Below are 12070 nucleotides of genomic sequence, written 5' to 3' on the forward strand. Positions count from 1 at the left end.
ATTGATCACGTTTTAAACCAGGTAGTCCAGATGCTGGATGGTGCCGGCCCGACCGGTTTCGCTGAGGTAGATGGAGGTTTCTGCCAGCCGGCCCTGGAGGTTGTCGGCCGAATCGTGGAGATTGAAAGGAGTTTGAATGGAATCGAGCAGGATGGCGCCGATTCCCTTCTCGGCCAGGGTGTAAAGATAGTCGTTACCATGCTGGTCCTTCATCCAGAGGCGGAGCTGATGGAAAAGGGGATCGATGAGCCGGGCATCCCCGGCCCGGATGGCAATACTCTGTTCCCGCACCGTCTCCCGGTGCAACCGCAACTCCAGGCTGAACTCGATGGTCCGACCGGCGGCGTCAGCGGCTGCTCAACGCCGCTAACCGGGCTGAAGCTGCTCACCCGAATTGCCCAGCCGGTAAGGGCTTCCAGCACCAGGCGGATTTTACGAACCGCCGGGTCCTCCTGGGTCAAGGCCGAGCCCCCGACCCAGGCCCGCAACGATTCCCGGCGCTGATAATCCCGACTCACCTGATGGTCGGCCTGCTGGCTGACCTGGGCATTGATGATTTCCATAACCCACCCGTGACCGCACAAAATTTAAACTCGCTGGATAGCATATCCATCGGCACGGGGGGCGATGAGCTTGAGAAAAAAGCCCCGCCACGCTACCCGCTTGAGTTCTGCCCGGTGGTGGTCTATAATCCCGCCTTCCCCTTCCACCACCGGAGAATACCGAAATGAAGCTATTGGAGAGCATTGGCAATACCCCCTTGGTCAATCTGGAGCGGATCTGGGATCCGGACCAAAGCGGGGTTCGAGTTCAGGTCAAGCTGGAAGGGGCCAACCCCGGGGGCTCGTTGAAGGATCGTCCGGCCTGTTTCATGATTCAGGAGGCGATCAAGAGCGGCGCCCTCAAGCCTGGCCAGACCATTCTCGAACCCACCAGCGGCAACACCGGAATCGGGATGGCCATGGTGGCGGCCAATCTGGGCTATCGGATCAAATTGACCATGCCGGCCTGCGTTTCCGAGGAAAGACGGGCCATCCTGCTGGCCCTGGGGGCGGAACTGGAGCTGACTCCCGGCTGCGACCGCACCGACGGGGCCATTGTTCGGGCCCGGCACATCATGGAAAATTCCCACGGCGAATATTTCATGCCGGATCAGTTTCGCAACGAGCATAACTGGCGGGCCCACTTCGCCACCACCGCCCCCGAGATCTGGAGCCAGACCGCCGGTGAGCTGACGGCCCTGGTGGCCGGCATGGGCACCACCGGCACCCTGATGGGCTGCGCCCGTTATCTTAAATCCCAGAGTGACCAGGTGCTGGTGATCGGGGTGGAGCCCGATCTGGGCCACCGAATCCAGGGTTTGAAGAACATGCGGGAATCCATCGTCCCCGACATCTACCAGCCGGAGTTGCTGAGCGGCATTGTTCCCTGCAACGACGCCGACGCCTTCAACACCACCCGCGACCTGGCCCTGCGGGAGGGGATCTTCTGCGGCATCTCCAGCGGGGCGGCGGTCTGGGGCGCCATGACCGTGGCCCGGGACCTGCCCCGGGGTTCCACCGTGGTGGCCATCCTGCCCGATCGGGGCGACCGCTATCTCTCCTCCCAGGTCTTTGCCAGCAAATGCGCCATCTGCCCCCCGTGAAAACCGCGCACTAAGGAGGCCCGACCATGCCCCCAGCCAACTTTCGCCACCTCGCCACCATTGCCGCCGCCTGCCTGTTTTTCCTGGCCCTGACCGGCGGTTGCGCCCCACGCTTTCAACAGAAAACCCTTGAACCCACCAGGTACAAGGTCACCAAGTCACACCCGGCGGTGAATATCGCCCAGGGGATGCTGGGTAAGCCCTACCGTCCCGGCGGCAACTCCCCCCAAAAGGGGTTTGACTGCAGCGGTCTGGTTCATTATGCTTTCAGTCAGGCTGGGATCGCGGTCCCCCGGACCACCAGAAGCCTTTATCAGCAGGCCACCCCGGTGCCGCCGGGAAAAATTCAGGCCGGCGATCTGCTCTTTTTTCGGATCAACGGCAGGGTTTCCCACGTCGGCATCTATGTTGCAGAAAAAACGTTTATTCATGCCCCTTCCAGCGGCAAGCGGGTAAGCTACGCCCAACTGGACAACCCCTACTGGAGCAGCAGACTGACCAAAACCGGGAGAGTTGATTAAGCCGCTTACTCCCGGAGAGGATTTCAAGATTGAGATTGTCAGGATTTCATCTTATCCGCAAGGAGGTGTGTTATGGGCGTTCAGAATCCGGTTATCGTTATTCCCGGCATTACGGCTTCATCGCTGCAGGATTATTACCAGGTCAGTCCTGAAACCGTCTGGGGGGTCTTGAAGAAAGATGAACTGCGGGCCGCCCTGCATCCCAATGACCGCCGCTACGAACTGGTGGAGCCGGCCCGGGTCGAGGCCGAGGCCCTCTTCAAAATCGTCTATGGCGACCTGATCGAGGAGCTGCGCACGGAGCTCAGCACCCCCGCCGCCCAGACCCCGGTTTATCCTTTTGTTTACGACTGGCGCCAACCCCTGGAGATAACCGCCCGGCACCTGCAAGCCTTCATCGAAGAAGTGATCGGACGTAGCTCGCTCTCGCGCCACTATCACCAGGCCGGCTACCCCGCCAAGCCGGCGGTGGATATCGTGGCCCATTCCATGGGCGGACTGGTGGTGGCGGGATACCTGGCCATGGCTGGCGCCCGGTCGCAGGTCGGTCGGGTGGTCACCATCGCCACGCCCTTCGGCGGCTCCATCGAAGCGCCGATCAAGGTGGCGACCGGCACGGCGGACCTGGGCGAGACCCAGCCGCCCAGCCCCCGGGATCGTTTTGGGGCCCGGCTCACTCCGGCCCTTTACCATCTGTTGCCCGATTTTACCGCTGCCGTGCAGGCGGCCGAGGGTATCCCCGCCGATCTGTTCAAGGTGGATGCCTGGCAGTCCAGCGTCCTGGAAAGTATTGGTGACGCCCTGGCGCTTTACGGGCCGTCGCCCCCTTCCACCCGGGCCGCCCGGCGCGAAGCCGCCCGGGGCATCCTACAGGAGATGCTGGACGAGGCCAGGGCCTACCGCAAGCGGGTGGACAGCCTGGATCTGGCCGCCTGCGGGCTCAGCAGCGATCGCTGGTTGTGCCTGGTCGGAGTTGATGCCACTACCCGGGTGACCATGCCCATCCGCTCCAACCGGGGCAAGCCCGAATTCGAGCTGCGCTCCCGGGACCGGGCCAACGACTGGGGCCACAAGGACCCCGAGCTGGCCGTGCAGACCGGCGACGGCACCGTCCCCTTCCGGGGCGCCCTCCCCTCCTTTATTCCCCTGGAACGCCTGGTCTGCCTGCGGCCCAAGGATTTCGGCTACTGGGAAGTGCGGGATCGGGCGTTAAGCCTCGCCGCCGGCTTCCATGGCGCCCTACCGACCATGAACCTGGTCCACCGCCTGACGGCGGCCTTCCTGCTCGACAAGCCGGGCCGCAAGGGCCTGGGCGGCTGGCGGCCGCCGGGGGTGGCCAGGGACCAGTGGAACCCGCCCATCGCCAGATTGCCGGATCGTTCGCGCTAGCGGCCCTGGCCACCCTCAGGCGGGACTCGCTCCCAGCGCCTTGAACCAGCGCAGACGCAGGGTGTTCAACACCACGGTGATGGAGCTGAAGGCCATGGCGGCGGCGGCCAGCATCGGGTTGAGGATGATCCCGAAGAAGGGGTAGAGGGCGCCGGCGGCCACCGGAATCAGGACGATATTGTAGAAGAAGGCCCAGAAGAGGTTCTGGCGGATCATCCGCATGGTGGCCCGGGAGAGCCGGATGGCGGTGGGCACCCCGTTGAGGTCGCCGGAGACCAGAGTGATATCGGAGGCCTCCATGGCCACGTCGGTGCCGGTGCCGATGGCGATCCCCAGGTCGGCCCCGGCCAGGGCGGGGGCGTCGTTGATGCCGTCGCCGACCATGGCCACCACCCTGCCCTCGGCCCGAAGCTTACTGATCTCCTCGGCCTTGTGCTCCGGCAATACCTCGGCCAGCACCCGCTCGATCCCCACCTGGGCGGCAATGGCCTCGGCGGTGCGGCGGTTGTCGCCGGTGAGCATCACCACCTCCAGCCCCAACCGGCGCAGCTCCCGGATCGCCGCCGCCGAAGAACTCTTGACCGTGTCGGCCACCCCCAGCAGCCCCGCCGCCCGCCGGTCGATGGCCACCATGATCGGGGTTTTGCCCCCCACCGCCAGACCCATAATCGCCTCCTCCCAGGCCCCGACCACCTCGACTCCTTCCTTGACCAGCAGTTGCCGATTGCCGACCAGCAGTTGGCGGCCGGCCACCTCGGCCCGCAGGCCGTAACCGGGGATCGCCTCGAAGTTACGCACCTCTGCCAACTCCAGGCCCCGCTCGGCGGCGGCCCGGACGATGGCCTCGCCCAGGGGATGCTCCGAGGCCCGTTCCACCGCCGCCACCAGGGCCAGCAGCTCGTTTTCCGCCCCCAGGGCCTCCTCCTCCCCCGGTTTCAGCTTTAAGCCGGCGGCGGTGACCACATCGGTCAGCGAAGGCTCGCCCACGGTGATGGTGCCGGTTTTATCCAGCACCACGGTGTTGATCTTGTGGGCCAGTTCCAGGGCCTCGGCCCCCTTGATCAGAATACCGTTTTCCGCCCCCTTGCCGGTGCCGACCATGATGGCGGTGGGGGTGGCCAGGCCCAGGGCGCAGGGGCAGGCGATGATCAGCACCGCGATAAAGACGGTGAGGGCGAAGATCAACGAGGGTTCCGGCCCGAAATACCACCAGAGAGCGGCGCTGACCGTGGCGGTGACCACCACCGTCGGCACGAAGACGGCGGCGATCTGGTCCACCAGTTTCTGAACCGGGGCCTTAGAGCCCTGGGCCTCCTCCACCAGCTGGATGATCCGGGCCAGCATGGTGTCCTTGCCCACCCGGGCGGCCCGCATCCGAAAGGCGCCGCTCTTGTTGAGGGTGGCCCCGATCACCTGGTCCCCCTCCTTCTTGCTCACCGGGATGCTCTCGCCGGTGAGCATCGACTCATCCACCGAGGAGCGGCCCTCCACCACCACCCCATCCACCGGGATCTTCTCGCCGGGCCGCACCAGGATCAGATCATCCACCGCCACCTCCTCAATGGGGATATCGATAAACTCTTCTCCGCTGCCATTATCCGCTGCTGCCGGCAACGGCAGCGGACAAGTCGTGTCCTCACAGTCCTCAGGGGCGTCGCCGGTCGGCAGTGCCGCAGATTGCGGCAAGCGGGCCGGCGATGCGTAGTCCACTGCGTGAGCCGGATCGATCGCCGTAAGATGCGGTGCTGCCGACCGACGACGAACCCGGGCGGTTTTGGGGCGCAGGCCCATCAATTTGCGCATCGCTTCCGAGGTTTTGCCCTTGGCCCGGGCTTCCAGCAGGCGGCCCAGCAGGATCAGGGTGGTGATCACGGTGGCGACATCGTAATAGAGCTGGTAGGGGAAGCCCAGAGCGGTGAGGTAACCGGGGAACAGGGTCATGGCGGCGCTATAGAACCAGGCCGAGGAGGTGCCCATGGCCACCAGCACGTTCATATCGCTGGTGCCGTGGCTCAGCGAGGCCCAGGCCCCCCGGTAGAAACGCCAGCCGGAGACGAACTGGACCGGAGTGGTCAGCAGCAGCAGGGTAAAGGGGTTGCCCAGCCAGGCCGGCACCACCGCCCGGGCCCACTCATGGTAAGCCATGGGCACCATCTCCGGCAGGCTGCCGAAGAGGACGATGGAGGTCAGCAGGGCGGCCAGGGCGAAATCCTTCCGCAGCCGGGCCATGGTCCGGGCCCGCTCCTCCCGCTCCCGGTCGGCGGTGGCCGGGGTTTCATTCAGCTCCGCCGGGGCGGCCTTGAAACCCAGGGATTCAACGGCGGCGATCAACTCCGGCGGGGTTATCCCGGCGGGATCGTAATCGATTCGCGCCCTTTCGGTGGCCAGGTTGACGGCCACCGCCGCCACCGCCGGATGGCGGGAGACTACCTTTTCAATCCGGGCCACGCAGGAGGCGCAAGTCATGCCGGAAACTTTCAGATTGAGCCGGACCATCCCGGCGGGAGTTGAATCGGTCATGGGATTACCCCGCTGCTGTTTTATCTGCTGGTTACGGACGGCAACCTTTGGTGTTCCCGCTAAAATCGGGTATCTTATGGTGTCCGTCCCGGCACTGCCGCCGGGTATCACCATACTAAATTACCTTTTTTTCCGAAACACCCGCCTGCCGGATTGAGTTTGATGAAACGTTTGCTGCTGTTTTCCACCCTGCTCTGCGCCCTGCTCCTCCTGCTGGCGGCCGGGCTTTACGGTTTGCGGGAACAGTTGCTGGGGCCCCGGCTGCTGGCGGCTCTCAACGCCGAGCTGGCTCCAACCCTGGGGATCGAGCTGACGGTGGAGCGAATCGGCGGCAATTACTACAATCAGCTCCAACTGCAAAATATCCGCAGCCGACCGCTGAGCCAAACATCCTCGGCCACCCCCATTGACCTGGTCCTGGCCGAGGCGCGGGTGGATTATTCCTTGCCCGCTCTGCGCCACGGGCTCGACCCCTTTCTGGCCACCGTCAGCGTCACCCTGGCCGACGGCCGGCTTGATCTGGACCTCAACGCCCCTTTCCCCGCCGCGACCGCCACCGAAAAGGAATCCGGGCCGGCGGTGCTGCCCCTGCTGCCGGCTATCGCGATCCGGGACCTGGATTTCAGCCTGCGCCATGGGGAGTTGGAGCTGTTCGCCGCCGACCTGAATTTGAGTTTGACCTCCCAAGGGGGCCCGGAGCCCCCCGCCATCATCCTGGCTCTGGAGAGCCCCCGCTTCCGGCTGGCCCATCCCCCGCTGACCCCGATCCAGGCTCCCCTGCAGGCCGAACTTCGAGGCGACCTCCACTCCCTGCGGATCGAGAGTCTGCGGCTGGGGGAACTGCTGATTCTGGACACGGCTCGGCTGGAGTACGGACCCGGGGCTCCGACCTGGCGGTTTGAGCTGGCCGGGCAAGCCCTGGGAGCCGGAATAAACCTGGAGGGCGAAGGTGCCCTGGAAGATGGTTCACCGGGCTGGCGGGGAGCGGTGGTGATCGGCGGACTGGAGCTGGCCCGGCTGGCTGAGCTGGCCCCCGCCGCCCTTGCGCAGACCTGGCGGCCTCAAGGTTTGCTGGACCTCTCCGCCCAGGCGGCAGCCGGCCCGCAACCAACTTCCTCCGATCTGACCGGAGAGCTGGAGTTGCACCTGCGGCAGGCCAGCCTGGCCGGCTACCCGGTGGATGACCTTGTCCTGGAAGCCCGGTTGGCCCACGGCTTGCTCCGGCTGGAGCAACTGGCCGCCCGCCTGGGGGCCAATCATTTGCGGGGCAGCGGTCTGGCCCTGGATCTGGCCGCCCTGACCAATGGCGAGCTGCCCCAATTGCTGGCGGGCAGCAGTATCGAGGGCTTCAGCGGCGAGCTGGCCGATCTCCCGGCCCTGTTCACCCTGGCGGGTTATCCGTTACCCTCCCTGGAGATTCCCGCTCACCGGCTCACCTTTGCCGGCAACTTGAAGGAGGGGGTGCTGCAACTGAACCGGGCCGATCTCGACACCACGGCGGGCAATCTGGCTCTAAGGGAGGTTACTCTGGGACCCTGGCCCGAGAGCGGTGAGCTGCCCGATCTGCCCATAACCGGAGCCCTGGGCCTGCGGATCGACGATCTGGAACTGTTCGCGGCCCTGGTGCCCCTGCCGGGGTTGCCCACGCTGCCGGGAAATCTGGCGGTGGACCTGGAACTTGACCGACAACGGCTGCTGGTGCATGGGATCAATCTGCAAAGCGGCCCCGACCACTTGACGGCCCAAGGGGTTTTATCCCTGGGGGAGCTGGAAACCCGGCCCCGGCAAAGGCTGCCGCTGATCGCCTGGCTGCACCGGCTTAAGGGCGAGGATCTGCGTTTAAGCCTGGAGGTGGCGGAGGCGGCCGCTTACCTGGACTTGCTGCCGGCAACCTGGCGGCAGTACGGGCTGGGCGGGGCCATTACGGCGTCTCTAACCGGCGACGGCACTCCCGACCACTACCTGCTCCAGGGCTCCCTGCGGCTGGAGCAAGGCCGCTGGCAGGGGATCGAGGTGGCGGAGCTGACCCTGGCGCTGACCGGGGGCGGGCAACGGGAGCAATATCAACTGAGTGGTTCCCTGAAGGCGGCCCAGAGCCGCTACCTGGAGCTGGAACTGGAGCGGCTGGCCATGGAGTTCAATCTGGCCGGCGCCTTCGCCGGCGGCCAACCCCGCGGCGAGGTGCTGCTCCGGGCCGAAGAGTTTGCCGGACCGGAGCAGAGCATCGCCCTGCTGGTGGCGGAAATAAGCAACGAAGGCAGCCTTGAGCCCCACCACCTGCAGGGGGCTCTGCGCCTGGAGGAGGGACGCTGGGGCAGCCACCATCTCGATCTACTGACCAGTGAGCTGACCTGGCGGGAAGCGACCCTGATCATCCGCCAGGCCGAACTTAATACCCCGTACGGCCAAGCCCGGCTGGCCGCCGAGATCCTGGGCCTGGGCAGCTCGGTAATCGATCTGCGGCTTGACGATTTACACCTGCAAAGCGGGGAGATGGCGGTGAGCCTGGTCGAGCCCCCCGGCCGGCTGGTGATCACCGACGGTTGGCTCACCAGGGCCCAACTCAAGCTGGGGGGGCCCACCGCCACCCTGGCCCTGGATGGCCGATACGACCCGCGCAGCCCCGGAGCCGAACTGGATCTGCGCGGCGAACTGCGCAGTGACGATCTGGCCTGGCTGGCCCCCCTGCTGACGGGGGTGCGCCGGCTGGAGGGCGGGTTTAACGCCCGGTTTCAGTTGAGCGGCCCCCCCGCCGACCCCCGGCTGGCTGGGGGCTTCTCCCTGACCGGCGGGGGGCTGCGCTTTACCGGCGATACCCCGGCCCTGCGGGATCTGACCATAAGCGCCGAATTCGACCGCAACCGTTTGCAATTGCAAGAATTTACCGGCTCATTGGGCGGAGCCCCCTTCACCGTCTCCGGCGAGCTGGAACCCTCCGTCGACCACCCCTTGGATCTGGCGCAACTGCGACTGAATCTGCAACTGAGCGGCCGGGATATCCTCTTCTATCGTGACGAAGGGATCCGAGTCCGGGGCGACGGCGAGCTCAATTTCATCGGTCCCCTGGGGAACCTGCTGGTTGCAGGGCAAATAATGATCACCGATGGCCGCTACACCAAAAATGTCGATTTTCTCGAGTTTTTTCGCGGCAGCGGCACACCTCGGCGCCAGACCCGGCTGGAACTATTTTCCCTGACCACTCCCCCCTGGCGCGATCTTATTTTCAATATCCGCCTGGAGACCGCCACCTCCTTTCTGGTGGCCAACAACATGGCTCGGGGCAGCCTGCGGCCGGTGCTGACCCTGGGTGGTACCGGCGAGCTGCCGGTGCTGACCGGGGAGATCTACCTGGACCCGATCCGGGTGCTGCTGCCCTCGGGCCGGCTGACCGTGGAATCGGGCCTGATCCGTTTTCCCCAGGCCGATCCCGACCGACCCTCCTTCGACATTAACGCCGGCGCCCGCCTGCTGGGTTACGACATCCAACTCTCCCTGCAGGGCAATGTCGATGAACCGGTGCTGACCCTCAGCTCCACCCCGCCCCTGGCCGATGATGAACTGCTGCTCCTGCTGCTGACCGGCCGGGCCCCCGCCATCAGCGGCGAGGAGGCCAGCCGCCAGGCCGGGATGAATATCGCGGTTTACCTGGGCCGTGATCTGCTGACCCAGTGGCTGAGCGGCGATGAGCTGGAGGCGGAAGAATCGATCATGGAACGGTTGGACCTGGAGATCGGCCGGGGGGTAAGCCGCGGCGGCCAGGAGACCATCGAGGCCAGCTTTCTGCTCACCGAAGATACCCTGCGCCGGGGAGACCGCCTCTTTATCACCAGCGAACGGGACATTTATGATGATTTCAATGTCGGGCTCAAAATTGTCTTCCGCCGCCGCTAGTCCGGGCCGGCGGAGCCGGTTGGGTCCGCTCCTGGCCCTGCTCCTGCTGATCCTGCTGATCCTGCTGATCCAGGCGGCGGCCGCCCCCGCCTGGGCCACCGCCAAGGCGAATAATGCCGGCTCCTTCCGGTTCCAGGGCAACCACAGCCTGACGGAAAGCCGGCTGCTGGCCGCCGCCGCCCGGGAGTTGGCCGATTTCCCTCGCCTGGGTCGCCGCGAGGCGGAGATCAATGATGCCGCCTACATGATGCAACTGGCCTACCGCCGGGCCGGCTACTACTTCGCCGAGGTGGATTACCGGTTGCAAGAGGAGGAGGGGCTGGAAGGGGTAAGCCGGGTTACCTTTCTGATCAATGAAGGCCCTCTGGTTCTGGCCAACCCCATCGTGCTGCTGGGCAACACCATCTTCAGCGACCAGGAGTTGATCACCGTTGTCGAGACCAGCCTCCGGGACGGCCCCGGCTCGGGTCCCCCGCCCCTGGTGGAGAGCCGGCTGGACCGGGCCCTGGGCATGATCCGGGAGATGTATCTGTTGGCCGGTTACTGGGACGCCGAGGTGATCTCCCTCCCCTTGCGTTTCGGGCCCCAACGGCTCACCGCCGAGCAGTTGCGGGAAAAACTGTTTCCCTTGGGAAAAGAGGCCGGCCCCGTCCCGCCGGCGGCCCGGCTGGAGGGGGAGATTACCCTGGAGATCCGGGAGGGGCTCCGCCAGCTGATCAGCGCGGTCCAACTGGCGGAACCGGAGCGGGAGTACCCGCCGGAGATCCGGCAGGCAGTGGCCCAGATGAGCGCCGAGCTGGTGGGGCAACCCTATTTCACCCGCCGCAAACTGCTGCTGCGCAGCGGGCTGCTGGAGACCTACCAGGAACTGGGTTATCCCGAGGTCCGGGTGGTAATCCACGACCGGCCCGGGGAAAATCCGGGCGATATCATGCTGCTGGCCGAGGTGGCCAGCGGCGCCAAAGTGCGCATCCGGGAGATCGAGATCAGCGGCAATCAGCGGAGCAGCGATGATTTCATCCTCCATCGCCTGGAGATCAGCCCCGGCGATATCTACCGCGACAGCGCCCGCCGGGAATCCTTCCGCGAGCTTTACCGGAGCGGCCTCTTCACCCGGGTGGATATCGGGATCAGCCCGGCGGCGGAAGAAGTGGAGGTTATCGCTGCCGCCGAGGAACAGCGCACCCTGCTGGTGGCGGTGGAGGAGGCAAAGGCCCAGGAGTTTTTTCTGGAGGCCGGCTGGGGTTCCTACGAGATGCTGCGGGGGCGGGTGGGATTCATCGACCGCAACCTCTTCGGGAGCGGCCGGATCTTGCGCCTGGAGAGCGGGGCCTCGTTGAAGGGGGCCGAAATCAAGGCGGGAATCACCGACCCCTGGGTGCTGGAAAGCAAGATCACCGCCGATCTGCCGGTTTATTACCGGGTGCGCGAGGAGCCCGCCTTTACCCGCCGCGAAACCGGGGCGGGCCTGACCTTCTCCCGGGCTCTTCCCCACCGGATGTTCGCCTCGTTGGGCTACCAGATCCGCCGCAGCGATATCTCCGACATCGAAGCCGACACCACCCTGGAAAGCCATGAGGAGGATTACGCCATCGCCTCCATCAAATTTCAACTCGCTCGGGACACCCGCAACGACATCTTTTTCCCCAGCGCCGGACAGCGGGTCTTCGGGGCGGTGGAGGGCGCCGAAAAGGCCTTGGGCAGCAACCTGACCTTCTATCGCTTCACCACGGGCTGGCGCCACTTCAGCCCCTTGAGCAACCGCCTGGTGCTGGGGCTGCGGGCCGACACCGGCCTGATTCTACCGGGCAGCGGCCAGGACAACATCCCCGTGGGCGAACGCTTTTACAACGGCGGCGAAAACTCGGTGCGCAGCTTCCGGCAAGGGATGCTGGGCCCCAAGGATCTGGCCGGCAACCCGGTGGGGGGAATGGCTTATAATCTGCTGAGTGTCGAGCTGCGCCGGCGCCTGCGCGACAACCTGGCCATCTCCCTCTTTTTCGATTACGGCAACCTCTCCCCCAACCAATCCCGGCTGGAAGAGGGAGAAACCACCATGGCCAGCCGCTCCGAGGTGATCGACGCCACCTTCAGTGATTACTTC

Annotated in this window: 9 protein-coding genes; 7 read left to right on the forward strand and 2 right to left on the reverse strand. The window is 65.3% G+C overall.

Annotated features, from left to right (window positions below):
* Positions 1–12: 12 nt before the first annotated feature.
* Positions 13–306 carry a hypothetical protein gene (locus ACHHRT_RS08060; RefSeq protein WP_395499254.1) on the reverse strand — a complete coding sequence of 98 codons (294 nt, stop codon included), beginning with the start codon at positions 304–306 and terminating at the stop codon, positions 13–15.
* Here ACHHRT_RS08060 and ACHHRT_RS08065 point away from each other — a divergent pair.
* The 5 genes from ACHHRT_RS08065 (at position 301) to ACHHRT_RS08085 (ending at position 3555) form a co-directional block, all read left to right on the forward strand.
* Complete coding sequence (locus ACHHRT_RS08065) at positions 301–504, forward strand: hypothetical protein (protein WP_395499255.1); 204 nt, start codon at positions 301–303, stop codon at positions 502–504. The genes ACHHRT_RS08060 and ACHHRT_RS08065 overlap by 6 nt on opposite strands.
* Positions 505–521: 17 nt before the next feature.
* Complete coding sequence (locus ACHHRT_RS08070) at positions 522–731, forward strand: hypothetical protein (RefSeq protein ID WP_395499256.1); 210 nt, start codon at positions 522–524, stop codon at positions 729–731.
* The gene (locus ACHHRT_RS08075; RefSeq protein WP_395499257.1) at positions 728–1645 is read left to right on the forward strand and encodes a PLP-dependent cysteine synthase family protein; all 918 of its coding nucleotides are present in this window, start codon (positions 728–730) and stop codon (positions 1643–1645) included. Before ACHHRT_RS08070 ends, ACHHRT_RS08075 begins: the two co-directional genes overlap by 4 nt.
* A gap of 26 nt (positions 1646–1671) precedes the next feature.
* A complete protein-coding gene (locus tag ACHHRT_RS08080) occupies positions 1672–2166 on the forward strand; it encodes a C40 family peptidase (protein WP_395499258.1) in 495 nt (164 codons plus the stop codon).
* A gap of 72 nt (positions 2167–2238) precedes the next feature.
* Complete coding sequence (locus ACHHRT_RS08085) at positions 2239–3555, forward strand: esterase/lipase family protein (RefSeq protein WP_395499259.1); 1317 nt, start codon at positions 2239–2241, stop codon at positions 3553–3555.
* Positions 3556–3570: 15 nt separating this feature from the next.
* On the opposite strand, the gene ACHHRT_RS08090 is transcribed toward ACHHRT_RS08085, so the two are convergent.
* Entirely contained in the window at positions 3571–6075 is a 2505-nt protein-coding gene (locus ACHHRT_RS08090) for a heavy metal translocating P-type ATPase (RefSeq protein WP_395499260.1), read from the reverse strand.
* 162 nt (positions 6076–6237) lie between these two features.
* On the opposite strand from ACHHRT_RS08090, the gene ACHHRT_RS08095 reads away from it, so the two are divergent.
* Both ACHHRT_RS08095 and ACHHRT_RS08100 read left to right on the forward strand, forming a co-directional pair.
* A complete protein-coding gene (locus tag ACHHRT_RS08095; protein WP_395499261.1) occupies positions 6238–9966 on the forward strand; it encodes a translocation/assembly module TamB domain-containing protein in 3729 nt (1242 codons plus the stop codon).
* A gap of 19 nt (positions 9967–9985) precedes the next feature.
* On the forward strand, positions 9986–12070 hold a 2085-nt coding region (locus ACHHRT_RS08100; protein ID WP_395499262.1), incomplete at its 3' end, for a BamA/OMP85 family outer membrane protein.

Source organism: Desulfurivibrio modestus (assembly GCF_044068625.1).
GTDB lineage: Bacteria > Desulfobacterota > Desulfobulbia > Desulfobulbales > Desulfurivibrionaceae > Desulfurivibrio.

Excerpts from the sequence above, each read along its gene's own strand:
- ACHHRT_RS08075 (WP_395499257.1), top strand. The coding sequence starts at position 728 with ATGAAGCTATTGGAGAGCATTGGCAATACCCCCTTGGTCAATCTGGAG.
- ACHHRT_RS08070 (WP_395499256.1), top strand. The coding sequence starts at position 522 with ATGGTCGGCCTGCTGGCTGACCTGGGCATTGATGATTTCCATAACCCA.
- ACHHRT_RS08080 (WP_395499258.1), top strand. The coding sequence starts at position 1,672 with ATGCCCCCAGCCAACTTTCGCCACCTCGCCACCATTGCCGCCGCCTGC.
- ACHHRT_RS08095 (WP_395499261.1), top strand. The coding sequence starts at position 6,238 with ATGAAACGTTTGCTGCTGTTTTCCACCCTGCTCTGCGCCCTGCTCCTC.
- ACHHRT_RS08085 (WP_395499259.1), top strand. The coding sequence starts at position 2,239 with ATGGGCGTTCAGAATCCGGTTATCGTTATTCCCGGCATTACGGCTTCA.
- ACHHRT_RS08090 (WP_395499260.1), bottom strand. The coding sequence starts at position 6,075 with ATGACCGATTCAACTCCCGCCGGGATGGTCCGGCTCAATCTGAAAGTT.